We start from the raw sequence: 26667 nt of genomic DNA, 5'->3' as shown, positions 1-26667 counted from the left end.
ACTGACAAAATAAGCAAATGGCCATCAAGTCGATGAAACGCTTGTTTTAAGGTTTCACATTAACTGACATCTCGCGATCGGGTGAGCTGGCGCCTACTCTTTTTCGCTCACTTGCAATGCCCCATCCCAGCCACCACCCAGTGCCGCGATCAATTGCACGCTGGCAATCAACCGGCTCTGCAGCAAATCCAGCACGCTGCGTTCATTGTTCAACGCTGTGGCCTGAACGACCACCACGCCCAGATAAGCGATCACCCCGGCCTTGTATTGGTTCTGGGTCAGACGCAAGGATTCACGCGCCGCGTCCAGTGCTTCCTGGCGCACGCCCGCTTCGTCTTCCAGAACCTTGAGCTGCACCAGATAGTTTTCCACTTCACGAAAACCATCGAGCACGGTCTGGCGGTACTTGGCCACTGTTTCGTCGTAGGCCGCTTCGCTGCGGTCAACTTCCGCGGAGCGCTGACCGCCGTCGAACAAGGTCATGGCTAATTGCGGTCCGACCGACCAGAAGCGGTTCGGCACGCTGATCCAGTTGGAAGTGGTGCTGCTGCTGTAACCGCCGTTCAGACTCAGCGTCAGGTCCGGGTAGTAGGCCGCCTTGGCCACGCCGATGTTGGCATTGGCCGCCATCACCGAGCGTTCAGCGGAGGCGATGTCCGGGCGGCGCTCGAGCAATTGCGAAGGCAGGCTCAGCGGTATCTCGGGCAACGCAGGAATGTCTTTGGTTTCAGCCAGGCTGAACTCGGCCGGCGGTAGCCCGATCAGTACGGCAATGGCATTCTCGAATTGAGCGCGCTGCCAGATCAAATCAACCATGTCAGCCTGGGTGCTTTTAAGCTGAGTCTGGGCCTGCGCCACCGCATCCTTGCCGGAGACACCGGCGCGATACTGGTTTTCAGTCATTGTCAGCGAGCGCTGATAGGCCTCGACCGTCGCTTCCAGCAGGCGTTTCTGCTCGTCGATCACGCGCAGTTGCAGATAGTTCTGCACCAGTTCCGACTGCTGGCTCAAGCGCATCGCCGCGAGATCGGCAAAACTCGCCTCGGCGTTGGCGGTGTCGGCTTCAAGGCCTCGGCGCAGTTTGCCCCAAACATCGGCTTCCCAACTGACCCCGGCCTGTGCGGTGTAAGTGTCGCGAATCCCGCTGGAAGAACTGGTCAGGCTCGAACTGCTGCTGCCGGTGCCCTGGCTGGAGCGGTTTTTCCCGACGGTCAGGTCCACGGTGGGGAAAAACGCGCCACGGGCACTGCGCACCAAGGCCTGGGCCTGACGGTACTGGGCTTCGGACTGCGCAACGGTCTGGTTGGCACTGTTGAGTTTTTCGATCAGGCCATTGAGCTGCTGATCGCCATACAACTCCCACCAGGCGCCACGTGCCAGAGAATCGCTGGGATTGGCCTGACGCCAGCCTGCAGCTTCCTTGTATTGCGCCGGCGCAGCCGCTTGCGGGCGCTGGTAATCCGGGCCGATGGCGCAGGCGCTGAGCATTGCCACGCACAGCGCCAGGCTCAACAAACGCGAGCCCCGGGCCGTTACCAGCGGTGCAGCCAGAGTGATAAGCGAACGGTCAGTCATAGCGGAGTTTCCAGAGCAGCATCGGTACGCACCCCACGCCAGTGGTTGAAGCGATGGCGCAGTTTGTCGAGATAGAGGTAAACCACCGGGGTGGTGTAAAGGGTCAGCACCTGGCTGAAGATCAGTCCGCCAATGATGGTCAGGCCCAGCGGCTGACGCATTTCCGCACCTTCGGCGCGGCTCAGCAGCAACGGCAACGCGCCGAGGATCGCCGCCAGGGTGGTCATCAGAATCGGCCGCAGACGTTGCAAGCAAGCGCTGCGAATCGATTCCAGCGGCGCCATGCCCTGATGCCGTTCCAGCTGCAAGGCCAGGTCGATCATCAGAATGGCGTTTTTCTTCACCACGCCGATCAGCAGGAACAGCCCGAGCAACGAGATCAGGCTGAACTCACCGCCCAGCGCGTAAATCGACAGCAACGCGCCGACCCCGGCCGACGGCAAGGTCGAGAGAATGGTCAGCGGATGGATGTAGCTTTCATACAGCACACCGAGCACCAGGTACACCGCCACCAGTGCGCCGAGAATCATCCACGGCTGGCTCTTCTGGGTGGCGGCGAAGGCGTCGGCAGTGCCGGCCATTTTCACGATCACGTCTTCCGGCATGCCAAGTCTGGCGATAGCCCGCTCGATGGCCGCCGTGCCCTGCTCCACCGTCACGCCTTCGGCCATGTCGAAGGAAATGCTCTCGGAGGCGAACTGGCCTTCGTGGCTGACGCGGTCGTCTTCCAGGCTGTTTTCGTAATGAGCGATGGTCGAGAGCGGAATCCGCGCACCGTCAGCGGTGATCACCTGAACCTGTTTGAGGGTGATCGGGTCCTGGGCATATTTCGGATTGACCTCCATGACCACCTGATACTGGTTAAGACTGTCGTAAATCGTCGAAATCTGCCGCTGACTGTAGGCGTTGTTGAGCACCGCGGTGACCATGTCCATGTCCACGCCCAGGCGTTTGGCCTGATCACGGTCGACGATCAGGGTCACCTGTTGGGCGCCGCGCCCTTCACGGGCGTCAATCGCAGTCAGCTCCGGCAAAGCCTTGAGTGCGGTAACGACTTTCGGATACCACTCGCGCAACTCGCCAAGGTCGGCGCTTTGCAGGATGTAGGAAAACTGGGACGTGGTCTGTTCACGACCGCCACCAAACTGCAGGTCCTGATCGGCCATCAGCATCAGCTGCGCACCGGCGACCTTGGGCATTTCCTTGCGCAGGCGTTCGATGACCTTTTGCGCAGACAGGTTGCGTTCCTTGATCGGTTTCAGCCGCACCAGCATGAAGGCGTTGTTGGTGCCGTTGGTGCCGCCGATGAAGCCGGCGACGCTTTGCACCGCGTCATCCTTGAGCACGGCACGGCGGAAGGTTTCCATTTTCGGCTGCATCACGCTGAATGACAGCCCGTCGTCGCCGCGCACGAAACCGATCAGTTGACCGGTGTCCTGCTGAGGCATAAATGTTTTAGGAACAACGACATACAGCGCAATGTTAACGCCGACTGTCACGATAAGACTAAGCAAGGTCAACCGGCGATGACGCAGCACCCAGTCGAGGCTTGTGGCGTATTTGCCGACCATCCACTCGTTGGCGCGCTGACTCCAGCGCTGCAAACGGTTTTCCTCACCCGGCGTATGCGGCTTGAGCCAGCGAGCGCAGAGCATCGGCGTAAGCGTCAGCGAGACCACCAGCGACACCACGATGGACGCCGCCAACGTGATGGAAAACTCGCGAAACAAGCTTTCGACAATCCCGCCCATAAACAGGATCGACAGGAACACCGCCACCAGCGAGACGTTCATCGACAGCAAGGTGAAGCCCACCTCCTGCGCCCCGAGGTACGCGGCCTTCATCGGCGGTACGCCTTTGTCGATGTGCCGGGAAATGTTCTCCAGCACCACAATGGCGTCGTCCACCACCAGACCGGTGGCCAGAATCAGCGCCATCAGCGACAGATTGTTCAGGGAGAAACCATAGAGGTACATCACCGCAAAGGTGCCGACCAGCGACACAGGCACCGCAAGGGTCGGAATCAACGAGGCGCGGAAGTTACCGAGGAACAGGAACACCACCAGAATCACCAGCGCCACGGCAATCAGCAGGGTCATTTCCGCTTCGTGCAAGGTCGCCTTGATCACCGGCGACCGGTCCATCGCCACGTTCAGCTTCACGCTGGCCGGCAACACGGCCTGCAACGCCGGCAGTTGAGCCTTGATTTCGTTGACCGTCTCGATGATGTTGGCGCCAGCCTGGCGGTTGATCACCAGCAGTACCGCCGCGTCGTTGTTGAAGAAACCGCTGTTGTAGCGGTCTTCGACGCCGTCGCTGACCTTGGCCACGTCCTTCAGGCGCAGGGCCGCGCCGTCCGCGTAGTGAATGATCAGCGACTCGTAATCCTTGGCTTTTTCCAGTTGATCGTTGGCCTGAACCTGCCACAGCCGCTGGCCGTCTTCGACCGAGCCCTTGGGCCGACGCACGTTGGCGTTGGCGACGGTGTTGCGCACATCGTCCAGCGCCACGCCGTATTGGTTGAGCGCCTGCGGTTCGAGTTCGATGCGCACCGCCGGCAAGGAGCTGCCGCCGATCTGCACTTCGCCGACACCCTGCACCTGAGACACGCTCTGGGACAGAATCGTCGAGGCCAAATCGTAGAGCTGGCCTTTTTCCAGTACGTCGGAGGTCAGCGAAAGCACCATGACCGGCGCCTGGGACGGGTTGACCTTCTTGTAGGTCGGCATGCTGCGCATCCCGCTCGGCAGCAAATTGCGCGAAGCGTTGATCGCTGCCTGCACTTCCCGCGCCGCACCGTTGATGTCGCGGTCCAGGTCGAACTGCAAAATTACCCGGGTCGAGCCCTGGCTGGAGCGGCTGCTCATGGTGTTGACCCCGGCGATGGCGCCGAAGGAGCGTTCCAGCGGCGTGGCCACGGTCGAGGCCATGACCTCAGGGCTTGCACCGGGCAGACTCGCCTGGACCACGATCACCGGGAAGTCCATCTGCGGCAGCGGCGCCACCGGCAACAGGCCGAAGCTCACGCCGCCCAGCAGCATGATCGCCAGGCTCAGCAACATCGTCGCGACCGGGCGCTTGATGAAAGGTCCGGACAGGTTCATGGCTGTTCTACCGTTTCCACGGCTTCAGACTTGCGACCCCAGCGCCGACCGAGGCGGTCGAAATACAGATAGATGACCGGAGTGGTAAACAGCGTCAGCACCTGACTCACCAACAAGCCACCCACCATCACCAGACCCAACGGTTGACGCAGTTCCGCGCCGGAACCGGTCGCCAGCATCAACGGCACCGCACCGAACAACGCCGCCAGTGTGGTCATCAAAATCGGCCGGAAACGCAGCAGCGCCGCCTGATAGATCGCCGTTTCCGGGTCCATGCCCTGATTGCGTTCGGCGTCGAGGGCGAAGTCGATCATCATGATCGCGTTCTTTTTCACGATGCCGATCAGCAAAATGATACCGATGATCGCGATCATGCCCAGGTCATTCCCGCTCAACAGCAATGCCAGCAAGGCGCCGACCGCCGCCGAGGGCAAGGTCGAGAGAATGGTAATCGGGTGGATGTAACTCTCGTAAAGCACACCGAGCACGATGTACATGGTGACCACCGCCGCCAGAATCAGCAGCAAGGTGCTCGACAGCGACGCCTGGAACGCCTCGGCCGCGCCCTGGAACTGGGTCTGCACGCCAATCGGCATGCCGATGTCTTTCTGCACCTGGTCGATGATCTCCACCGCATGCCCCAGCGCCACGCCGGGCGCGAGGTTGAAAGACATCATCACTGCCGGAAACTGCCCGATATGAGTGATCGCCAGTTGTGCCTGACGCTCCTCGATGTGCGCCAGACTGGATAGGCGCACTTGCCCGCCGTCGGTGGTTTTCACGTGAATCTGATTCAGCGCCTCCGGCCCGATCTTCTCGCCGGACTGCGATTGCAGCACCACGCGGTACTGGCTGGCCTGGGTGTAGATGGTGGAAATCTGCCGCTGACCGAAGGCGTCGTACAGCGCATCGGTGATGTTCGACACCGACACACCGACCCGTGACGCCGCATCGCGGTCAATCACCAGATACACCTGCAGGCCTTTGTCCTGCAAATCGCTGGCGACGTCGGTCAGCTCCGGCCGTTGGGCCAGGGCTTCCACCAGACGACCGCTCCACAGACTGAGCAGCTCGGAATCCGGCGACGACATGCTGAACTGGTATTGAGTCCGGCTGACGCGGTCTTCGATGGTCAGGTCCTGCACCGGCTGCATGAACAGGCGGATGCCGGTGAGTTTGTCCAGTTCCGGTTGCAGACGTGCGATCACCTCGGTGGCGCTCAGGTCGCGGTTGCTGTGGGATTTGAGGTTGATCAGCAGACGACCGCTATTGAGCGTCGAGTTGTCACCGTCCACACCGATGTAAGACGACAAGCTCTCCACCGCCGGATCCGTCAGGATCACTTTGGCCAGTTCCTGCTGACGTTCACTCATCGCCGCAAAGGAAATCGACTGCGGCGCTTCGGAAATACCCTGGATCACCCCGGTGTCCTGCACCGGAAAGAAGCCCTTGGGCACCACCATGTAAAGCAACACGGTCAACGCCAGCGTGCCGATGGCCACCATCAGGGTCAGCGGCTGATGCTTGAGAACCCACTTTAACTTGCGCCCGTAAGCCGCGATCATCCAATCAATTGTGGCGCCGCTGGCCCGGTAAAAACGGCCCTGATCTTCTTCCTTCGGCTCACGTTTGAGCAGCCGCGCGCACATCATCGGCGTCAGGGTCAGGGACACCACCAGGGAAATCAGGATCGCCACCGCCAGGGTGATAGCAAATTCGCGGAACAACCGCCCTACCACGTCGGCCATGAACAGCAACGGGATCAGTACTGCAATCAGCGACAGGGTCAGGGAGATCAGCGTAAAGCCGATCTGCTTGGCGCCCTTGAGCGCCGCATTCAGGGGGCTGTCGCCCTCTTCGATAAATCGGGAAATGTTCTCCAGCATGACAATCGCATCGTCCACCACGAAACCGGTGGCGATGGTCAGGGCCATAAGGGTCAGGTTGTTGACCGAGAAACCCGCGAGGTACATCACGCCGAAGGTGCCGATCAGCGACAGTGGGACCGCGACCGACGGAATGATCGTGGCGCTGGCCCGACGCAGGAACAGGAAGGTCACCATCACGACCAGCGCAATGGCGATCAGCAATTCGTGCTGCACGTCGGTGACCGAGGCGCGGATAGTCTGGGTGCGGTCGGTCAGCACGGTGACTTCAAGACCGGCCGGCAGGTTGTCGGTGATGCTCGGCAGCAGGGCTTTGATCCGGTCAACCACTTCGATGACGTTGGCGCCAGGCTGACGCTGGATGTTCAGCAGCACCGCCTGATTTTCGTTGGCCCACGCCGCCAGACGTTCGTTTTCCGCGCCATCGACGATCTCCGCCACGTCCTTGAGCCGCAACGGAGCGCCGTTGGCGTAGGCGAGAATCAGGTTGGCGTAGTCCTTGGGCGAGGTCAGTTGATCGTTTGCATCGAGCATCGACACACGGGTCGGGCCGTCGAAGTTGCCTTTGGGCTGGTTGACGTTGGACGCGCCGATCAGGGTTCGCACGTCGGAAAGGTTCAAACCATTGGCCGCCAGGGCTTCAGGGTTGACCTTGATCCGCACGGCCTGACGCTGGCCGCCGGCAATGCTGACCATGCCGACGCCGCTGATCTGGGCGATTTTCTGCGCCATGCGCGTATCAACCAAGTCGTTGAGCTTGGGCAGCAGCATGGTCTTGGAGGTGATGGCCAGCGTCAGCACCGGGGTGTCCGCCGGGTTGACCTTGTTGTACACCGGCGGCGCCGGCAGGTCCTTGGGCAGCAAATTGGTCGCGGCGTTGATCGCCGCCTGCACCTGCTGTTCGGCGACATCCATGTTGATGTCGAGGCTGAAACGCAGGGTCAGCACCGAAGCGCCGCCGGAACTGGTCGACGCCATCTGGGTCAGGCCGGGCATCTGCCCGAATTGACGCTCAAGGGGCGCGGTCACGGCGCTGGTCATGACATCCGGGCTGGCACCGGGATACAGCGTCATGACGCGGATGGTCGGGTAATCGACCTGAGGCAATGCCGACACCGGCAACAGCCGATAGGCGATCACGCCGGCCAGGATAATGGCCAGCATGCTCAGGGTCGTGGCGACCGGGCGAAGGATGAACAGCCGCGAGATGTTCATGCGCCGCCCTTTTTCGCCTTGTCGGTGGTCGTCGCGTCAGGCGCCGTGGCGGCCGATTTGCCTTGCAGGTGCCCGGTCGGGGTGGTCGGTACATCCTTGGTGTCGTTGACCACTTCCACTTCGCTGCCTTCCTTCAAGCGGTCGGTGCCTTCAAGGACCACGCGATCCCCAGGGGCCAGGCCTTCGGTAATCACGGTGTTTTCACCGTCACTGGCGCCGACTTTCAACTGACGAATCGCGACTTTCTTGTCGCCGTCCAGGGCGTAGACAAACGTACCGTTGGTGCCGAACTGAATCGCTGCCGAAGGTGCGAGCACCACGTCTTTGAGGGTGTCGGCCAGCAGGTGGACGTTGACGAACTGATTCGGGAACAACGCTTGATCGCGGTTCTCGTAGCGTGCCTTGAATTTCAGGGTACCGGTGGTGACGTCGATCTGGTTGTCCAGGCTCTGCAAGACGCCGGTGGCCTGCAACTTGGTGTCGCCACGATCCCAGGCTTCGGCGGGCAGTTTGGCACCGGCGCGATAACGGGCCAGCACGGTCTCCAGGCTGTTTTCCGGCAAGGTGAAGGCAACGCTGATCGGTTGGGTCTGGGTGATGATCACCAGCGCGGTGGTGTCGTTGGCTGCCACCAGGTTGCCAACATCCAGCTGACGCAAGCCCACACGCCCGGCAATAGGGGCGCGGATTTTGGTGAATTCCAGATTGAGCTTGGCGTCGTTAACCGCCGCCTGATTGGTTTTGACCGTGCCCTGATACTGGCCCACCAGCGCTTCGGCGGTGTCCAGGGTCTGCTTGGCGATACTGTCTTCGCGATACAGGCCGCGATAGCGTTCCACATCGACCTGGGCGTTTTTCAGTTGTGCCTGGTTCTGCAACAACGTGCCTTCGGCCTGAAGCAAGGCATTCTGGTAAGGGCGCGGGTCGATTTCAGCCAGCAGATCGCCAGCCTTGACCATCTGCCCTTCCTCGAAGGAGATCTTCATCAGTTCACCACCGACGCGGCTGCGCACATTAATGGTGTTCAGCGCCGTCACGGTGCCCAGCGCCTTGTAGTACAGCGGGAAGTCGCCCTTGACCGCTGGCGCGACACGCACTGGAACAGGCCCGGTCGCCCCGCCGAAACCGGGACGCATCCCCCCCGACCTGCCGGTATGCCCGGCAACGGCTTTTTGCCCTGCGCCCTCTTTTTGGGCAGTGCCGGCGGGCCAGAACTTCCAGCACAGGCCAGCGATGACCAACAGGACAAGCAGGCCTAACAGCCAGCGACGGGGACTACGGGAAACGGAGGATTGCATGGAATGATCAACCATTGGGCGCGTGGGCTTCTTCTACAGGAGGCTGAACGATAAGCACTGGCGGGCATTAAGCAAAGCGGCTTTACCGGCAATTTACCTTCGGCTTACGTAACAGGAGGTTTATCTAAGACACTGAAGCACAAATGAAAACGGCCTGGACAGGGCCAGGCCGTTAACAAATGTAAAAGCCGCTTACTTCAGAACGGCAAGTGCTGCTTCGTAGTTCGGTTCTTCAGCGATTTCCTTGACCAATTCGCTGTGCAGAACATTGTCGTTTTCGTCCAGAACCACGACGGCACGGGCCGTCAGGCCTTTGAGCGGGCCGTCAGCGATGGCCACGCCGTAGTTCTCGATGAACTCGGCACCGCGCAGGGTCGACAGGTTCTGTACGTTTTCCAAGCCTTCGGCACCGCAGAAGCGAGCTTGAGCGAACGGCAGGTCAGCGGAGATGCACAGCACGACAGTGTTGGCGACATCACTGGCCTGGGCGTTGAACTTGCGAACCGAAGTGGCGCAGGTCGGGGTATCGACGCTTGGGAAGATGTTCAGCACTTTGCGCTTGCCGGCGAAGCTCGCCAGGGTCACGTCGGACAGATTGCCGGCAACCAGGGAAAAGGCTGGCGCCTTGGAACCGGCTTGTGGCAGTTGGCCGTTGACTTGAACCGGGGAGCCTTTAAGAGTGACTTGAGCCATGAACGGAGTCCTTCTGAACGTTGTTGTAGAGAATTTTGAAGAGGCCGAAGTTAACCACGAAATGGCCCGACGACCTATGCCCGGATACAAATTGTGATGTCTCGTCGCACGCATTGGATACAACCCGCCCCCATCACCGCATAACGAGTTTAGTGTCGAGAAACAAATCTGCTTTTCGGCGATCTTCCGTAAGAAGCGCTGTCGATTCAGGCGACGGCCATTCGACTAGCCAGTGAGTCACTCACATCCAGCGGAGATAAGACCATGCGATTCATGATCATTGTGAAAGCCAGCCAGGATTCCGAGGCCGGTGTGATGCCCAGCGAGGAACTGATGACCGCGATGGGCAACTATAACGAGGAGCTGGTCAAAGCCGGCATTCTCATCGACTGCGATGGCCTGCAGCCGAGCAGCAAAGGCGCCCGCGTGCGTTTCTCGGGTGACAAACGCACGGTGATCGACGGCCCGTTCGCCGAAACCAAGGAGCTGATCGCCGGCTACTGGATATGGCAGGTGAAGTCGAAACAGGAGGCGATCGAGTGGGTCAAGCGCTGCCCCAACCCGATGCCTGGCACCGACGCTGAAATCGAGATTCGCCAGGTGTTCGAAGCGGAGGATTTGGGGGCGAGTTCACGCCGGAACTGCGGGAGCAGGAAGAACGGGTGCGTGCGCAGGCGAAAAAGCGCTGATGAGTCAAATCATCGTGGCGGAGGGTTTACCCCTCCCCACATCAGCGGTCGGACGATCCACCCCGCTGTTCCCCATTAACTTTCCAGTACACAGAAACTCACGCTTACGTGGACAAAAAGCCAAAGATCCCCCTTCGACTGGCGAACCCGGCGTTAGCTGCTAGCTTCAACAGACGTGTCCTACAGGCTTGATAGGAAAGAGATTTACGCAGTAACGACCGCCAGGTACCGAGTCGTCCAATGAGCCATGAAGGAACGGGGGAATCATGTCGAATAATGTGGAAGCTCACGCCCCGCCAGGGTCGGCCTTAATGGGTGTGCCGCAATTACTGCATGCCACCGAGTCGATCTGCAACCGCCCCCACTACACCCCACTCGGTTTGGCTGGTGGCAACGTGTGGAAATCCTGTTCCAATATTCTTAATGCCTTCGTCACCTTCGGCAAATAAGGACTTTGATATGCACAGCATAATTCGCGCAGCTGGTTACAGCCTGATGACGATGTTCGTCAGTTGCGGCGTGGGCGCCCAAGATCTGGAAACGCGGGTCGGCGAGATCGCGATGGAAGGCGAACTCCCGGCCCATGAATCCATCGCCAGGCTCTACGCCGAGCAAGATTTCCCTACACCGACACCAAGGGCAACTGGCTCGACGGTGGCAAAAATTATCGCCTGCACGTCGGCGCCAACCCGCCGGCCAAGCAATTCTGGTCGATGACCGTCTACGACATCGACAGCCGCTGCTGGCGTGGTGAATTTGTATTCCCGAGACTTCCATTAACTGGCCGCCAGCCGCCTGGAGAGCAAGGGCCTGGTCGCTCAGTGGTTGCCGCTGCCCACCCAGAACATCGACGATTCGCGCTCACTGGTGCGTAGCTTTCTCGACGTCTTCCCCTACGCCACCCTGTGGACCAGCGAGTTCCACGAAATGCTGCTGGTGGGCTCGATGGAACCGATCGAACTGGATAATCACACCTTTCACGTCATCGGCTTTCATGCGTCTAACGCCACACTGTGGATCACAACCATCATTTGACAGCCGCCGGCCATCCCGCAGAGCTGCATCGAACTTGAACGCGCGCCTGACGGCAAACGCACCCGGACTATGGAAGTCGCAATGCCGAAACATAAAAATAAAGCGGTACAGCCAAAACCTGATTCGCCACAAACCCTGATTAACCGTTACCTGTTTCCCGTCACCCTCGGCATTTTGCTGTTGGCCATAGCGGGCATAGGCTGGTTTCTGTACAGCAGCAAACCGGCCCCCGTGAGCTATGCGCCTGTCAGCGCTCCGGTCGCTCAACCGGCCAAATCGCAACCGGTCGCCGTGGCGCCGGCAACGATGGTCGATGAGCAACAATGCCAAGGCTGCCATAGCGAACAGGTCAAGGACTGGCAAGGCTCCCATCACCAACTGGCGATGCAGGAGGCCAATGCCGAGACGATGCTCGGCGACTTCAATAACGTCACCTTCAAAGCGGAAAACGAAACCACCCGCTTCTCGCGCAAGGACGGCGGGTTCTGGGTCAACACCCCCGGCATTGACGGCAAGAATGCCGACTTCAAGGTCGCCTACACCTTCGGCATCGCGCCGTTGCAGCAATACCTGATCGAGGTCGGCGAAGGTCGGTTGCAAGCCCTCGGCGTGGCCTGGGATACCGAGAAGCACCGCTGGTTTCACCTATATCCGGGCCAGGGTGTGAACTTCAAAGACCCGTTGCACTGGAGCAAGCCGAGCCAGAACGCCAACTTCATGTGCGTCGAGTGCCACACCACCGGTTTCAAGCGCAATTTCGATGCCGCGAAAAACACCTTCGACAGCCATTGGAACAGCCTCGGTGTCGGCTGTCAGGCTTGCCACGGCCCGGCCTCCAATCACCTGGAATGGACAGCAAAGAAAGGTGATCTGGTCCATGCCGGTTTTGCCGTCGACCTGAAGGACAAGAACGCCACTGTCGAAATCGAAACCTGTGCCCGCTGCCACTCGCGCCGCGCGCCATTGGGCGACGGCTTCACCGCCAGCAATCGTCTGATGGATGACTACCTGCCAAGCACGCTGACCCGCGAGTTGTACGCGCTGGACGGCAAGATCAATGACGAAGTGTTCGAACACGGTTCCTTCGCCCAGAGCAAAATGTTCGACAAGGGCGTGCGCTGCAGCAACTGCCACAACCCGCACAGCACCGAGCTCAAGGCACCGGGCAACGACGTCTGCCTGCAATGCCACAACACCGCCGGCAAGACCTCGGTGGCAGGCGTCGATGGCCAGGGCCTGCAAGCGAAGAATTACGATTCCATCGAACACACTCGCCACACCATGGGCCAACCAGGTTCGCAGTGCGTGGATTGTCACATGCCCGGCAAGTTCTACATGGGCAATGACTTCAGGCATGACCACAGTTTCAGCATCCCCAACCCTGAGCGGGCGAAAAAACTCGGCACACCGGACGCTTGCCTGACCTGTCACCAGGGCAAGGCTGGCGACAAGGTCACTGAGCAATTCAAGCTCTGGAACACCACCACCGCGCAGGCACCGCGTTACGACGAAAGCCTGTGGCTGATTCGCAACGGTCAGCCCGGCGCGGCACAAGCCTTGTACGAGCAGCTTCAACTTAGCCATTTGCCAGTGATTCAACGCGCGACCCTACTCGCCGAGTTGCCGCTGTACCCAAGCGAACAGGCATTGAAACTGGCCACCAAGGACTTGAACCACCCGGCCCCGCAAGTGCGTGAAAGCGCCGTCCGGGCGATCAGCGCGTTCCTGCCGCCACCGGAGCGCGCGTCGCTGTTGACGCCGTTGCTGGGCGATCCGGTGAAGGCTGTGCGGATTGTCGCGGCCCGGGATCTGCTGAGCGTGGCCCGTAATGGCTTGGGCAGCGCCCAGGACAACTGGAATGCAGCCATCGCCGAATACGAGGAAGTCCAGAAGAGCCTGGCCGAACGCGCTGAAGCCAACCTAAACCTGGCCATGCTTTATCAGGCCAGCGGTCGTAGCGGCGAAGTCGAAGCGCTGCTGCGCACAGCCCTCAAGCGCGATCCTGATTTCTACCCCGCGCTGGTGACACTGGTGCAATGGCTGGAGGCGAACGGACGCAGCCAGGAAGCTCAGACGCTGCTGGAGCAGAGCCTGAAAGCACATCCGGATGCCGCCCTGTTGCAACACACTCAAGGCCTGTCGCTGGTGCGCGCAGGCAAATCCGCCCAGGCCATGCCGGCCCTGCGCAAAGCCGCACAACTGGAGCCACAGAACGCTCAGTACGGTTACGTGTTGGCGGTGGCGTTGCACGACAGCGGCAAGGTTGATGAGGCCTGCCAGGAGCTGGAGCGATTGTTGAAAGTGCAGCCGGCCAATCGCAATGCTCGGTTGTCGTTGATCCAGTATTACCTGGATAACGGGCAGGAGCCCAAGGCGCAGGTGTTGTTGCAAGGCTGGAAAAAAATGAACATGGGGGATCCGGCGTTGAAGTGACCCGGAGTACATTCTTGAAATCCACCCCTCACCCCAACCCTCTCCCCACGGGGGCGAGGGGGAAAGGGAGCCGATCTCCATCGGCTTCTAAGCCTGAGTTCGGCTCTATTTCCTCGGTCGCAGAATATCTAAAAACCAACTCGGTCAGTCCCCTCTACCCCCTGGGGAGAGGGTTAGGGTGAGGGGTGGATCTAAATGACACCCCAAATCTTCACCATGACGACCCGCTCTTCAACGCCAACTCCCGCCGACTATTCGCCCGCATCGCCTTGATCAACGACACCGTGCCCACCAGCAAAATCGCCGCGCCAAACAGGAAGTCAATGTTGTACAGCTGAAAGTCCTGCAACGGCCCCACCAGAAACACCCGGATCGCCCCGATACTCACCAGCGTGGCGAGAAAATCGATGCCCGGCTCGTCGCGATAAAACACGTGCATCAGCGGCAGGCAAATCACCAGCAGCAACAACAAGACGATCACCTTGAACGAGCCTTTGCGCTCGACGCTGAACGCGCATTCTTGGGTGGCGTAGGGTTTGTAGTCTTCCTCGCGAACCAACGAGTTTTTCTCGTTGATGTACTCGACCCGGTTGTACTTCTGAATGGGCGTAAAGGTGTTCGACATCTCCATCACCGTGGTGATGTGGCGAAAGCGCAGGTCGATGCGCTCATTGCCCTTGAGGTAATACAGCACCGGCTTGTAGCCATAGCGGTAGGTGTCGAAGGGAAACTCGGTGGCGCGCCCCTGCACGCCGATCGGTCGCGGCTCGAGCTCCGCGTAAGCACTTTTGTTGTCTGAGGCGAGGTTACGGCTCAGGGGTTTGATCCTGACCTGTTCGAGGAAAATCGGCGTAGCGCCGTAGGACCATCGCAGCGGTTCCAGGCGCAGGCGCAGCTCGTTACGGCCCAGGTCATAGCGATTGAAGGTGCGTTCGGAAACAATCACCGCGCCGCTGAGCAGGAACTCGCCACGCAGGTTGTTGGTGATGCGCAGGGTCAACTGATCCTTGCCCAGCGACAGCGCATCGGCGGCCGGTGGCGTGCCGCACCAGGCGTAACTGCCGAACACACCACCCAACTGCCCGCCGCGGTTTTCCTGGAACACATAAAAGTAACCGCCCCACAGGGTCAACATCAGCAGAAACGCGGTTAACCCTAAAATCTTCTTGCCCACACTCAAACCAGACTCCTTTCGGTACGACTTCCTTATGAGGTGCGGACTCTACCAAAGCGCCATCATCGCCCCAAGTACAAATGCCTTGCGCCACCACACAACATTTTCCAAGGCGTGCGACTAAACCGAATTAATTTAAATTCTGGATGATGGCGCACTGCCATTAGTGCTAGAGTCCGCGCCGGGCAGTCAGCCCCCAGTAATCACAACGAGGCGACATGAAGCGTACCTCGGCCAATGACGGCAAACCCCGGTCTCAAGGATCATCAATGAAAGCTCTCCGCACGCTGTTCACCGTTTCAGCCCTGACCGCCACACTGCTGATTTCGGGCTGTGCAAGCATTGTTGGCGACAGCAAATACCCAGTGAACGTGTCGAGCACTCCAAGCGGTGCCAACTTCACCATCAAGAACAAGGACGGAGTCGTCGTTCATAACGGTTCCACGCCCAATACCGTTACCCTGCCTTCAGGTCGTGGCTACTTTAAAGGTGAGGCCTACACCATCACCTTTAAGAAAGAAGGTTATGCCGATACCAGCGCTTCGCTGGAAACCAGCATGAGTGGCTGGTACTGGGGCAACCTGTTGTTCGGTGGGTTGATTGGCATGCTCGTTGTCGATCCACTCACTGGCGCGATGTACAAACTTCCCGCCGACGCTGCGGGCAATCTCGGCAACCCACTGCCTGGTGAAGCGCCAAAAAGCCTGACCCTGCTCGAAATTGATCAGCTTTCTCCAAGCGATCGAGCTGCTCTGGTCCGTATCAACTGACAGCGCTCGGCGCATCCTGCTCTACAGGATGCGCCATCCTCACCGGCGTTCTACTGACGCCGTCGAAACAACGGCCGCGGCTCAATCACCGAACGCCCATACAGCACACTCATCCCGGCCAGCCCCTTGAGCGCATCTTCAACCGACTTGTCTTCCCGCACCGCGAAGCTGTCGAACCCGCATTGACGCATGTGGCTAAGTTGATCGCGCAGTACATCGCCCACGGCGCGCAACTCGCCCGTCCAGCCCAATCGAGTTCGCAACAAGTACGCCTGGCTGTAACCGCGACCATCACGGAAGCTCGGGAAGTCGAGGGCAATCAGCGGCAGGTGTGAAAACCACGGCTTGAGGCTTTCCACCTCATCGTCCGGCCCCAACCACACGCCCTTTTGCGGTGGACCTTCAAGCCAACGGGCCAACGGCAGAATCACTGCACCCGCCGGCCATTCATCGTTGACATCCCTGACCAGGGTCCATGGATCATCAGCGACAATCCGCGCCACCCCCTCCTCCAGCCGCAGCAAATTATTCATGCCGACACCTCCAGCAGCTTCGGATAGACCTGCTCTTTGAACGGTTCCAGACCGATGCGCTGCAAGGTGTCAACGAACACTTCCTCGCTCTCGCGGTAATTGACGAACGTGGCGATGATCCGCTCGATCACTTCGGGCACTTCGGCGGCGCTGAAGGACGGGCCAATGACTTTGCCCAATGCGCTGTTCTTGCCCTGAGCACCGCCGAGGGTGATCTGGTACCACTCGCTGCCGTTCTTATCGACCCCCAGAATGCCGATGTTGCCGATGTGGTGGTGGCCGCAGGCGTTCATGCAGCCGGAGATATTCAGGCTGATGTCGCCCAGATCATGCAGATAGTCGAGGTCTTCGAAGCGTGCCTGAATGGCTTGCGCGATGGGGATCGACTTGGCATTGGCCAGCGCGCAGAAGTCGCCGCCGGGGCAGGCGATGATGTCGGTCAGCAAACCGATGTTGGCGCAGCCCAGGCCCCGTTCGCAGGCCAGGCACCAGAGCGTGTAGAGGTCAGCCTTGGGCACGTCGGGCAACACAATGTTCTGTTCATGGGCGATGCGAATTTCGCCAAAACCGAACTGCTCGGACCAGTTGGCAACGGCCTCCATTTGCTCGGCAGTGACATCACCCGGCGGTGAGGCAATGCCCGGTTTGGTCGACAGCACCACGCTGGCGTAGCCCGGCACTTTGTGCGGCTGGACGTTGCGCGACACCCAACGGGCGAAGGCCGGGTTTTCGGACAGGCGCGTGCCGAAGTCGAGGTCGGTGTCCGCCAGAGCGCAGTAATCCGGCGGTACAAAGGCACTGGCCACGCGCTCATACTCGACGTCGGTCAACTGCGCCGGGCCGTCCTTGAGGTACTGGCACTCCTCCTCCACTTCCCGGGCAAAGGCTTCGATGCCCAGCGCCTTGACCAGAATCTTGATCCGCGCCTTGTACTTGTTGTCGCGCCGACCGTGGCGGTTGTAGACCCGCAGCACCGCTTCGACGTAGGACAGCAAATGCTGCCACGGCAACCCTTCGCGAATCTGTAAACCAAGGATCGGCGTGCGCCCCAACCCGCCGCCGACGATGACCCGCAGCAGCATTTGCCCGTCGGTGCCAGGGTAAAGATAGAGGCCGATGTCATGCATCATGATCGCCGCCCGGTCCTGTTCCGCCGAGCAGATGGCGATCTTGAACTTGCGCGGCAGGAACAGGAATTCCGGGTTGATGGTCGACCACTGCCGCAGGATTTCCGCCAGCGGCCGCGGATCGATCATTTCGTCCGCTGCGACCCCGGCAAAGGCTTCAGTGGTGATGTTGCGCACGCAGTTGCCGGAGGTCTGGATCGCGTGCATTTCCACTTGTGCCAGGCGTTCGAGGATATCCGGCACCTGGGCCAGTTCGATCCAGTTGAACTGCATGTTCTGCCGGGTCGTGAAGTGGCCGTAGCCACGGTCGTAATCCCGGGCGATGCTCGCCAGCGTACGCATCTGCGGCGCGCTTAACGTGCCGTAAGGAATCGCCACGCGCAGCATGTAGGCGTGCTTTTGCATGTACAGGCCGTTTTGCAAACGCAGCGGCAGGAATTCTTCTTCGCTCAACTCATCCGCCATAAAGCGTTCGACCTGATCGCGAAACTGCGCGACCCGCTCAAAGACCAGCGCCCGGTCATAGTCATCGTACTGATACATGTGGCTACCTCATCAGGATTGATCGGGCTCTGCGGCTCGTTCACGAGGTAACGACTATGGACCTGCGGCGCAGCACGTTACAGATTCACCTGAAGGCTAAAAAACCGTATCAGGCTGCGGCTGATCACCGCAGGCGTTCGCTTTATCTGATCCGCATAAACTCGGTTTTTTTGAGTCTGTTTTGTTTCCGGCAGGGTTTCTACAGTGGACGACATGCCAGTCCGGGTGGCCTGGCAAGACTTTGCAACCGTGGAAGCATTGACCATGAGCACAGCAACAATCGGACAGGCCTATAACTACAAGGTCGTCCGCCAATTCGTCGTGGCAACCGTGGTTTGGGGTGTCGTGGGGATGGCGATGGGGGTGTGGATCGCCTCGCAACTGGTGTGGCCGCAGATGAACCTCGACCTGCCGTGGACCACGTTCGGCCGCTTGCGCCCGCTGCACACCAGCCTGGTGATTTTCGGCTTCGCCGGCAGCGCGCAATTTGCCGCCAGTTACTACGCGGTACAGCGTACCTGCCAGGTGCGGCTGTTTTCGGACAAGCTCGCCGCATTCACCTTTTGGGGCTGGCAGTCGGTGATCGTGGTGATGCTGATCACCCTGCCGCTGGGCTACACCACCACCAAGGAATACGCCGAGATCGAATTCTCCGGCGCGGTGTGGATGACGGTGGTCTGGGTCGCTTACGCCATCGTGTTTTTCACCACCGTGGTGCAGCGCAAGACCAAACACATCTACGTCGGCAACTGGTTCTTCGGCGCGTTCATCGTGGTGATCGCCATGCTGCACGTGGTCAATCACCTGGCGATTCCGGTGGACTGGTTCAAGTCCTATCCGGTGTATTCCGGGGCGACCGACGCCATGGTGCAGTGGTGGTACGGGCACAACGCGGTGGGTTTCTTCCTGACCACCGGGTTCCTGGGGATGATGTATTACTTCGTGCCGAAACAGGTCGGGCGGCCGGTGTATTCCTATCGGCTGTCGATCGTACATTTCTGGGCGCTGATTACCTTGTACATCTGGGCCGGCCCGCACCACTTGCATTACACCGCGCTACCGGACTGGGCGCAGTCGCTCGGCATGGCGATGTCGCTGATCCTGCTGGCACCGAGTTGGGGCGGGATGATCAACGGCATGATGACGCTCTCGGGTGCCTGGCATAAATTACGCACCGACCCGATCCTGCGTTTTTTGGTGTTGTCCCTGGCCTTCTACGGGATGTCGACCTTCGAAGGACCGATGATGGCGATCAAGACGGTCAACGCCCTCTCCCACTACACCGACTGGACCATCGGCCACGTCCACGCCGGCGCTTTGGGTTGGGTAGCGATGATTACCTTCGGCTCGCTGTACCACATGATCCCGAAAGTCTTCGGTCGCGAGCAAATGTACAGCACGCCGCTGATCAACCTGCACTTCTGGCTGGCGACCATCGGCACCGTGCTGCACATCGCCTCGATGTGGGTCAACGGCATCACCCCAGGGCCTGATGTGGCGGGCGATCAACGACGACGGCACGCTGACCTACTCCTTCGTCGAAGCCTTGCAGGCCAGCCATCCAGGGTTCGTGGTGCGCTTCGCCGGCGGAGTGTTCTTCCTCAGCGGCATGTTGCTGATGGCTTACAACGTCTGGCGTACGGTGCGGGTTTCGGACGTCGAAATGGCCCACCGCGAAGCGCAGATTGCCTGAGGCAAGGAGCTTGAGATGATTGAGGTCGTGCTGAATGTGCTGGGCGTGACGGGACTTTGGCTGGCGGTTGAATACTGCCTGAAACACCAGACGGCGGAGAGTCTGGATGAAGCCAGTTTGATTCCGTTTGCCGATGACCCGGAGGTGGCGCGGCGGGTGGAATTGGCGACGGGGAAGAGTGTGAAAGCCGTTGCGCCTGAAGAGGCGAAACCGGGGTGTGGAAATTTGGAGGTTTGAGGGGGGTCAGCTAAGGCCACCCCTCACCCTAGCCCTCTCCCCAAGGGGTAGAGGGGACTGACCGAGGTATCTTTCGAGATACATCGACCTGAAATATCGAGTTGAACTCAGGTTCTGAAAACGATGGAGATCTGCCCCCTTTCACCCTCTCCCCTCTGGGGAGAGGGTTGGGGTGAGGGGTGGTTCTTGACTTTAGCTGCGCTCGCGGGGAATCAGGCTCTGCAACTGCTGCGCCAAAAAGTTCGCATCAAAGGCAAAGGTATCCGGGTCTTTCAAGCCATTGGTCTTGCGCCATTGCCAGCTACTGGACGGCGGCAGGCACACCAGCGAAATGCTGCCGTACCGCGCCGCTGTCAGGCCCATCACGGCCAGTGAAATCTGCCCACCGGCACCCATCACATCCGGCACAAACTCCACCGGTTTACCGGCAATCACAATCGTCAGTTTCTCGGTCTTGAAGGTCGATGTCTCGACCGGAACGCTCGGTCCCGAGGCCACATAGGCCTCGCGGCTCACCTCCAGCAGATTCGGCGCCTGGACCGGTTCCAGCCATTGCTGGATCTGATCGAACAGTTCACCAATGCGTGTCGCCCACACGGCCGACTGCGACTCGAACAGCTGCTTCTTGTGCGCTTCGCTTTCTGCGTAATGGCGAAGCATCTCACCCAGTTGCTGTACGTCGTCCATTGCGGTGTTCCTTTGTTGAAGCGGTGCTGCGGACTTTGAGCATGGCAGATGCGCGCTGCCGGCGTACGACTAAAAGCGTGAACGGTATTGGCTGGGGGTCATGGCCAGGTATTTGCGAAAGGCACTGCCCATATGGGACTGATGGGCGAACCCCGCGTCCAGGGCGATGTCGGCCAGGGACAGGTCAGTGTGTTCGATCATCCGGCGTGCCGCATGAAGCCGCACTTCAACGAGGTAAGCGTGAGGTGTCAGGCCGATCGCCCGAGTGAAATCGCGCAGAAAGCGCAGCTCGTTTTGCCCGTAGGTGGCGGCCAATTGTTCCAGGGTCAGGGGTTCGTGGAACTGCTCTGCGATCTGATCCAGCACTTGGGTGAAGGACGTGGGCGTGATCCGGTGTGTTGTTTCGATTTTCAGGTGGGTCAAGTCAACGAGATCCAGGGCACATTGCTCAAACGCCAGTAGATCGGGCTGTGGGGCGAGCAACAGACGTCGCAACTCTCGTGCAAGGGTCAGCGCGCGCCGATTGCCTGAAGACTGCAAGCGGTGGGTGACGCAGGGTAACTGCTCACTGGCAAACTGTTGGTCCAGGCGCATCAGCAGGTATTCACCGCCGGTGGCGGACTCGGAAAACACCTCGACTCCGATCGGTGTATAAGCCAAAACGCCGGGCAAGGTATCAAAATCCACCCGACGGTCGGAATCGATGGCGTGCACGCCTTGCTGACGCTCCAGCGTTACCCCGAGCGTTTGCGACTGTGCCGCGTCACGCGCGCTGTATGCCGCACGAGGCAAAAGCTGCAGGCAGATTTTGCCGCCGAACAAGCGCTGATTCATTGCATCAGGCATATGAAATTTCCTGATAGATCGAAACCGGGATCCACTGGACACTCTCTCGCAAAGGGTTGCTATCAACAGGAGCACGACATGCGCACCATCGGCCTTATCGGCGGCATGAGCTGGGAGTCCAGCGCCGAGTATTACCGTCTCATCAATCAGCAGGTGCGCGACCGGCTCGGGCCGTTGCGCTCGGCGAAATTGCTAATGTACAGCGTCGACTTTGGCCCTGTCGAACAGGCCCAGCATGCCGGGCGCTGGGACGATGCCGCGGCTATTCTGGTGGACGCGGCGCAACGGCTGCAGGTGGGTGGCGCGGATTGCGTGGTGCTTTGCACCAACACCATGCACAAAGTGGCCGGGCAGATTCAGGCAGCGATCAGTATTCCGTTTCTGCACATCGCCGATCCGGCCGGTCAGGCTGCCGTCGAGGCTGGCGCGCTGAAGATTGGATTGCTCGGCACCGCGTTCACCATGGAGCAGGACTTCCTCAAGGAACGCCTGACTTCGATGGGGCTGACCGTGTTGGTGCCGGAGGCCGATGAACGTCAGGCCGTCCACCGGATCATCTATGACGAGTTGTGTGTCGGGGTGATCAGCGAGGCGTCACGCAAGGTGTATCAGCAGGTCATCGAATCACTGACCCGACGTGGCGCCCAGGCGATCATCCTCGGTTGCACGGAAATCGGCCTGCTGATCAAACCCGAGCACAGCGCCCTGCCCTTGCTCGACACCACCGAACTGCATGCGCAGGCGGCGGTGGCGTTCGCGTTGGGCGAGTGACTCAACCGGCCTTGGGCATGCGACGCAGGCGCGCCATGCTCAAGGCATCCACCAGCACGCCATCACGCACGGCGTAGTCGCGAAACAGCCCTTCGGTGTCGAAGCCGAACTTGCGATACAGCCCGATGGCGGCTTCATTGTCGGCGTACACCGAAAGCTCGAGCCGTTGCAGGTTCATCCAGTTGTCGGCGATGTCCAGCGCCGCCGCCAACAGCTTCGAGCCGACGCCCTTGCCCTGCCAGGCCACCGCGACGCCCATGCCGAGATTGCCGGCATGGCTGCGGCGGATCCGCGAAAACTGCTCCAGGCCAATATTGCCGATGACCGTCCCTTGATGCAGCGCCACCAGCTGCACCACACGCTCGTTGTCCGACTCCAGGCGTTTGCGCCAGACTTCGGGGGACTGAAATGGCATTTGCAGCACCTGACGGGTAATGGCCGGGTTGTTGTAGAGCGCGGTAATGCCGTCAATGTGGGATTCGTTGAAACGTTCGAGGGAAATGACAGCGTCAGTGGCGGGCATGGGTGATTCATCCTTGATGCAGACATGGCCGCCCACTCTATACCGCCGAAGGTTGTTCGAACCACTCCCGCCGTTCATTGAAGGTGTTCTGGATCAGCTCAACGATCATTTGCACCTGCGCTTGCCCCTCGGACTCTGCATTGACCGACATCCACACCTGACGCTGCATCGGTTGACTGAACAACCCCGGCAACTCAATAAGGCCTCGGTCGAAGCGGCTGATGTATCGGGGCAGCAGGCCAATGCAGGCACTGCAACGGATCATCTCCAGCATCAGCTCATAGGAATGTAACTGCACCACCCCGGCCAGGCGCTGGTCCACAAGGGTATTCCACGGCCGGAAACAGTCGACCTGACGGTCATGCTGCCATTGCACCAGCAGGAAATCCGCCAGGTCATCGAGGCTTTCAGGGCGGGACGCGACCCGTGAATACCGTTTGGCGATGTGGGGCAGGTAGTCGAGCCGTGCCAGACGCCGAGGCTCGCTGACAGCAAAACTCGGGCCGGGCAGCGGTGACTCGGTGCCGGCCAGCCACAGCACCACATCGGCACTGACCGCTTGCAGGGACAGTTCGCTGTCCAGGGTGATGATGTCCAGGCGCACGCTGGCGTTGCGCCGCAACAAGGCAACCAGATCGCGACCGAGAATGTCATGCAGGATCGATTCGGCGACGGCCAGGCGAATCAAAGGCTGTTCGATCACCGGCAAGTCGCGCTCATGGGCCAGGGCAATCAACTGCGATTGCAGCTGCAATCCGTCACGACTGAGGGCAACGCCATTCTCTGAGTGGCTGAATAGCGAACACTGCAGTTGCGCTTCAAGCTGCGCCAATTGTTTGCGCAGCTGGGTGGCCTTGATATTGAGACTGCGGGCCGCCTGCATGAAACAGCCGCAACGGGCACTGACCCGAAAAGACTGCGCCAGTACCGGATCGATCGCTGCCGCCAGTGTGCGCCAGGATGCGGTTTTTTCTACGGGTGAGCGGTACTGGGCAACTTGCTGACGATCTGTGGTTTCCATAAATGGCATCGCTGACTCCCTGTCGATCTGTCCTTGATAGCCTCATCCTGCGCAGGGTTTATGAACCTGATGTGACGCTCGGGGCAGAAAATCGATTCAGCCTCCGGGGGTTTGTCGAAAACTCACCGCGAGGCGATTCCAGCTATTGATGGTGGTGACGGCGATGGTCAGGTCGACCATCTCGCCTTCGTTGAACTGCTCCCGGGCCTGCGCGTAGACCTCGTCCGGCACATGGCTCTCAGAGAGCAAGGTGACGGCTTCGGTCCAGGCTAGCGCCGCACGCTCTCGCGCATTGAAGAAGCCGCTGTCGCGCCAGACCACGATCGAATACAAACGACGGTCAGTCTCGCCGAGTCGCCGGGCATCCACCGAGTGCATGTCGGTGCAGAAGGCGCAGCCATTGAGTTGCGAGGCACGGATCTTGATCAAGTGCAGCAAGGTCGGCTCGATACTGAGGTTGCTGGTCAACGCCTCCATGGCAATCATCGCTTTCATCGCTTTGGGCGATGCACTGTAGTAATCCAGGCGGGCGTTCATGGAGTGACCTCGTGGATCGAATGTGTGCCCCCCAAGGTAGGCGTTGATACGCAGGCGTTACAGATCCAATTCTGCGAAATACCCGTGGACCACTCAGGCACCAGACCAATCGGAGGTTTTTCGCCCACGCAACTTTTGCGCAGGCGCTCATGCGGGTAATCTGGCCCGACGCACACGCGCCTCAATCGCCCCAGGAGCCTCGCCGGTATGGAACTTCACGTTGTCATCAACGGCCGCAAGGACCTGGCAGGCCAGTTGTACAACCAACTGCGCAGCGCCATCGAATCCGGTCGCCTGGCAGCCGGAACGCAGCTACCGCCCAGTCGTTTGCTGGCAGAACAACTGGGCATTTCGCGCAAGACCATTTCCGACACCTACACGCAACTGACCTACGAAAACTTCCTCACCGGAGTCATAGGCAAAGGCACCTACGTCAACGCCCGACCGGCGAAAATCACTCGTAAACAAAGCCATTCGGAGTTGGCCAGTGCCGAGGTCATCGAGTCCTGGTGCAACCTGCCGGTGTTCCTGCGCCATCCGACGCTGGAAGGTTCGTTGCGCTACGACTTCATCGGCGGCGCCACCAGCAAGGGCCAGTTTCCCCAGGATGACTGGCGGCGCTGCACCGCTCACGCCTTGCGCCAGATCGCCGCGTCCAAGGGTTTCTATAGCTTGCCCGAAGGCCTGCCGGCACTGCGCAACGCGATCGCCCGGCACATCGCGTTTTCTCGCGGGGTCAATTGCCAGGACGAAGACGTGGTGGTGTGTAACGGCGCGCAACAGGCACTGGACCTGATTTCCCGGGTGCTAACGCGCCCCGGCAGCCTTGTCGCCATGGAAGACCCCGGCTATCCGCCCGCACGCCTGTTGTTCGGTACCCACGGCGCCACGGTGATCGGCGTCCCGGTGGATGCCGAAGGTATTCAGGTGGACAAAATTCCCCTTGGCACCCGCCTGATTTACGTCACGCCATCCCACCAGTTCCCGCTCGGCATGCCGATGAGTCAGGCGCGCCGGGTGGCGCTGCTGGAGCGAGCCCATGAGTTGGGCGCGATCATCATCGAGGACGATTACGACAGCGAATTCCGCTACGAGGGCCGGCCTACCGACTCGCTGCAAAGCATGGACGAACGCGGCATCGTCGCCTACGTCGGGACCTTTTCGAAAACCCTGCTACCGGAGCTGCGCCTGGGTTATGCGATCCTGCCGCCAGCAATACTCGAAGCGGTCATTCGCGCCAAGCAGCTCACCGATCTGCACACGTCCACCCTGCCCCAATGGGCGCTGGCCAAGTTCATCGCCGAAGGCTGTCTGCTCAAGCACATCCGGCGCTGCCATACGATCTATGCCGGGCGTCGTGAGCGGATCCTCGAGCGCATGGCCAGCGATCTGTCACCGTGGCTCGAGGCGGTCCCGACCACCGCCGGGTTCCACATGGTGGTTATGTGCAAAGTGCCTATCGATATTCCATTGGTGATCGAACTGGCCAAAAAAGTCGAAGTCGGGGTGTATCCCATCGACAGCTTTTTTTATCAGCAAGCGCCGCAGGCCGGGCTTTTCCTCGGTTTTGGCGTCATTGAAACCCTCGACATCGACATCGCCTTGGACCGTCTGCGGGACATTTTGCAGCAAGTCGCCTGACGGATTGGTCTGTGTTTTTATCCCGTGATTGGCTATTGGTGGTCCGGGGATGCAGGCCTATCCTGCATAAGCGTTATCTCTCAATGAGCAGGATTCGTCCGGCCTGATTCAGGAGTGTGAGCAATGTCCAACGAAGTGATCAATACCGTTAAGGTGCAGGCCGCCGCCGGCCGCTCGGACGAACTGGGTAAGCAACTGCAAAAGATTGTCGACACCCTGCGCGAACTACCGGGCTGTGATTCCTATATGGTCGACCGCTGCCCCGAGGACGACAACCGCTGGACGGTCAGCGCCCGCTGGCAATCGGAAGCGGCCATGCAGATGCATTTCAACTGCCCTGAAGTACAAGGCTTTATCGGCCTGATCGACAGCCGTCTGGCCAACAGCGTCGACTTCAACAGTTTTCCTATCGTTTAAAAATTAGGTCGCCGCCTTCGACCACTCCTACAGGGCTATGGGTACCCCTGCAGGAGTGGCTGGAGGCGGCGATCTAGTTTTTTCAACGCGCATGATTGGTCCCCTCACCTTCACGAGAATTGGCTGTTTGATTGTAAGCGCTCCATGAACCCCACATTCAAAGTCACCACCTGTCCCAGACGCGGTGCCCCATATTTCTCTACCTGTGGCACATAAATA

The 26667-nt window shown here is 59.8% G+C and carries 20 protein-coding genes and 4 pseudogenes; 11 read left to right on the top strand and 13 right to left on the bottom strand.

Features of this window, described 5'->3' with window-relative positions; genetic code table 11:
- Positions 1–93: 93 nt before the first annotated feature.
- The 5 genes from ACA056_RS13685 to tpx form a co-directional block, all read right to left on the bottom strand.
- Entirely contained in the window at positions 94–1575 is a 1482-nt protein-coding gene (locus tag ACA056_RS13685) for an efflux transporter outer membrane subunit (RefSeq protein WP_497273373.1), read from the bottom strand.
- Complete coding sequence (locus ACA056_RS13680; protein WP_497273372.1) at positions 1572–4679, bottom strand: efflux RND transporter permease subunit; 3108 nt, start codon at positions 4677–4679, stop codon at positions 1572–1574. The genes ACA056_RS13685 and ACA056_RS13680 overlap by 4 nt, the downstream gene beginning before the upstream one ends.
- On the bottom strand, positions 4676–7780 hold the full coding sequence (locus ACA056_RS13675) for an MdtB/MuxB family multidrug efflux RND transporter permease subunit (RefSeq protein WP_497273371.1): 3105 nt from the start codon (positions 7778–7780) through the stop codon (positions 4676–4678). Before ACA056_RS13675 ends, ACA056_RS13680 begins: the two co-directional genes overlap by 4 nt.
- The gene (locus tag ACA056_RS13670) at positions 7777–9093 is read right to left on the bottom strand and encodes an MdtA/MuxA family multidrug efflux RND transporter periplasmic adaptor subunit (RefSeq protein WP_497273370.1); all 1317 of its coding nucleotides are present in this window, start codon (positions 9091–9093) and stop codon (positions 7777–7779) included. The genes ACA056_RS13675 and ACA056_RS13670 overlap by 4 nt, the downstream gene beginning before the upstream one ends.
- Before the next feature lie 177 nt (positions 9094–9270).
- Positions 9271–9771 (bottom strand): thiol peroxidase, encoded by a 501-nt coding sequence (gene tpx / locus ACA056_RS13665; protein ID WP_008150862.1) that lies wholly within the window; start codon positions 9769–9771, stop codon positions 9271–9273.
- 264 nt (positions 9772–10035) lie between these two features.
- On the opposite strand from tpx, the pseudogene ACA056_RS13660 reads away from it, so the two are divergent.
- From ACA056_RS13660 to ACA056_RS13640, 5 genes and pseudogenes are all read left to right on the top strand, one after another.
- Positions 10036–10460: pseudogene (locus ACA056_RS13660) on the top strand (YciI family protein).
- Positions 10461–10726: 266 nt separating this feature from the next.
- Positions 10727–10909 (top strand): hypothetical protein, encoded by a 183-nt coding sequence (locus ACA056_RS13655; protein ID WP_497273369.1) that lies wholly within the window; start codon positions 10727–10729, stop codon positions 10907–10909.
- Positions 10910–11047: 138 nt separating this feature from the next.
- Positions 11048–11143, top strand: a pseudogene (locus ACA056_RS13650) (hypothetical protein); the annotation flags it as partial.
- 52 nt (positions 11144–11195) lie between these two features.
- Positions 11196–11426 (top strand): annotated as a pseudogene (locus ACA056_RS13645) (hypothetical protein); the annotation flags it as partial.
- Between the two features lie 150 nt (positions 11427–11576).
- Positions 11577–13928, top strand: coding sequence for a tetratricopeptide repeat protein (locus ACA056_RS13640; protein ID WP_497273368.1), 2352 nt, complete (start codon positions 11577–11579; stop codon positions 13926–13928).
- Between the two features lie 211 nt (positions 13929–14139).
- Here the strand turns inward: ACA056_RS13640 and ACA056_RS13635 are convergent, their stop codons facing one another.
- Positions 14140–15108 carry a hypothetical protein gene (locus ACA056_RS13635; RefSeq protein WP_497273367.1) on the bottom strand — a complete coding sequence of 323 codons (969 nt, stop codon included), beginning with the start codon at positions 15106–15108 and terminating at the stop codon, positions 14140–14142.
- A 212-nt stretch (positions 15109–15320) separates the two neighbouring features.
- Between ACA056_RS13635 and ACA056_RS13630 the strand changes: the two genes are divergently transcribed.
- Entirely contained in the window at positions 15321–15872 is a 552-nt protein-coding gene (locus tag ACA056_RS13630) for a peptidase associated/transthyretin-like domain-containing protein (protein WP_497273366.1), read from the top strand.
- Between the two features lie 50 nt (positions 15873–15922).
- On the opposite strand, the gene ACA056_RS13625 is transcribed toward ACA056_RS13630, so the two are convergent.
- Together ACA056_RS13625 and nirA are read right to left on the bottom strand one after the other, a co-directional pair.
- Positions 15923–16405 carry a DUF934 domain-containing protein gene (locus ACA056_RS13625; protein WP_497273365.1) on the bottom strand — a complete coding sequence of 161 codons (483 nt, stop codon included), beginning with the start codon at positions 16403–16405 and terminating at the stop codon, positions 15923–15925.
- A complete protein-coding gene (gene nirA, locus ACA056_RS13620) occupies positions 16402–18075 on the bottom strand; it encodes a nitrite reductase NirA (protein ID WP_497273364.1) in 1674 nt (557 codons plus the stop codon). Before nirA ends, ACA056_RS13625 begins: the two co-directional genes overlap by 4 nt.
- 264 nt (positions 18076–18339) lie before the next feature.
- Between nirA and ccoN the strand changes: the two are divergent.
- Together ccoN and ACA056_RS13610 are read left to right on the top strand one after the other, a co-directional pair.
- Positions 18340–19768, top strand: a pseudogene (gene ccoN / locus ACA056_RS13615) (cytochrome-c oxidase, cbb3-type subunit I).
- 15 nt (positions 19769–19783) lie between these two features.
- On the top strand, positions 19784–20005 hold the full coding sequence (locus ACA056_RS13610) for a cbb3-type cytochrome c oxidase subunit 3 (RefSeq protein ID WP_497273363.1): 222 nt from the start codon (positions 19784–19786) through the stop codon (positions 20003–20005).
- A gap of 192 nt (positions 20006–20197) precedes the next feature.
- Here the strand turns inward: ACA056_RS13610 and ACA056_RS13605 are convergent, their stop codons facing one another.
- Together ACA056_RS13605 and ACA056_RS13600 are read right to left on the bottom strand one after the other, a co-directional pair.
- Positions 20198–20692, bottom strand: a complete 495-nt coding sequence (locus ACA056_RS13605; RefSeq protein ID WP_033054692.1) for a hypothetical protein — start codon at positions 20690–20692, stop codon at positions 20198–20200.
- Between the two features lie 69 nt (positions 20693–20761).
- Positions 20762–21538 (bottom strand): helix-turn-helix domain-containing protein, encoded by a 777-nt coding sequence (locus ACA056_RS13600; protein ID WP_497273362.1) that lies wholly within the window; start codon positions 21536–21538, stop codon positions 20762–20764.
- 78 nt (positions 21539–21616) lie between these two features.
- Between ACA056_RS13600 and ACA056_RS13595 the strand changes: the two genes are divergently transcribed.
- Entirely contained in the window at positions 21617–22309 is a 693-nt protein-coding gene (locus ACA056_RS13595) for an aspartate/glutamate racemase family protein (RefSeq protein WP_497273361.1), read from the top strand.
- 1 nt (position 22310) lies between these two features.
- Here ACA056_RS13595 and ACA056_RS13590 read toward each other — a convergent pair whose 3' ends face one another.
- From ACA056_RS13590 to ACA056_RS13580, 3 genes are all read right to left on the bottom strand, one after another.
- Positions 22311–22832, bottom strand: coding sequence for a GNAT family N-acetyltransferase (locus ACA056_RS13590; protein WP_497273360.1), 522 nt, complete (start codon positions 22830–22832; stop codon positions 22311–22313).
- 37 nt (positions 22833–22869) lie between these two features.
- On the bottom strand, positions 22870–23862 hold the full coding sequence (locus ACA056_RS13585) for a LysR family transcriptional regulator (RefSeq protein WP_497273359.1): 993 nt from the start codon (positions 23860–23862) through the stop codon (positions 22870–22872).
- A gap of 87 nt (positions 23863–23949) precedes the next feature.
- Positions 23950–24390 (bottom strand): carboxymuconolactone decarboxylase family protein, encoded by a 441-nt coding sequence (locus ACA056_RS13580; RefSeq protein ID WP_497273358.1) that lies wholly within the window; start codon positions 24388–24390, stop codon positions 23950–23952.
- Between the two features lie 207 nt (positions 24391–24597).
- On the opposite strand from ACA056_RS13580, the gene pdxR reads away from it, so the two are divergent.
- Both pdxR and ACA056_RS13570 read left to right on the top strand, forming a co-directional pair.
- Positions 24598–26031: a MocR-like pyridoxine biosynthesis transcription factor PdxR gene (pdxR, locus tag ACA056_RS13575; RefSeq protein ID WP_497273357.1), complete on the top strand. Its 1434-nt coding sequence runs from the start codon at positions 24598–24600 to the stop codon at positions 26029–26031.
- 123 nt (positions 26032–26154) lie between these two features.
- Positions 26155–26448, top strand: coding sequence for a putative quinol monooxygenase (locus ACA056_RS13570; RefSeq protein ID WP_008150809.1), 294 nt, complete (start codon positions 26155–26157; stop codon positions 26446–26448).
- The last annotated feature ends 219 nt before the right edge of the window (positions 26449–26667 follow it).

Source organism: Pseudomonas sp. LBUM1666 (assembly GCF_059695775.1).
The sequence above is the reverse complement of the archived record's forward strand: the minus strand, read 5'-3'. Positions and strand labels throughout refer to the sequence as shown.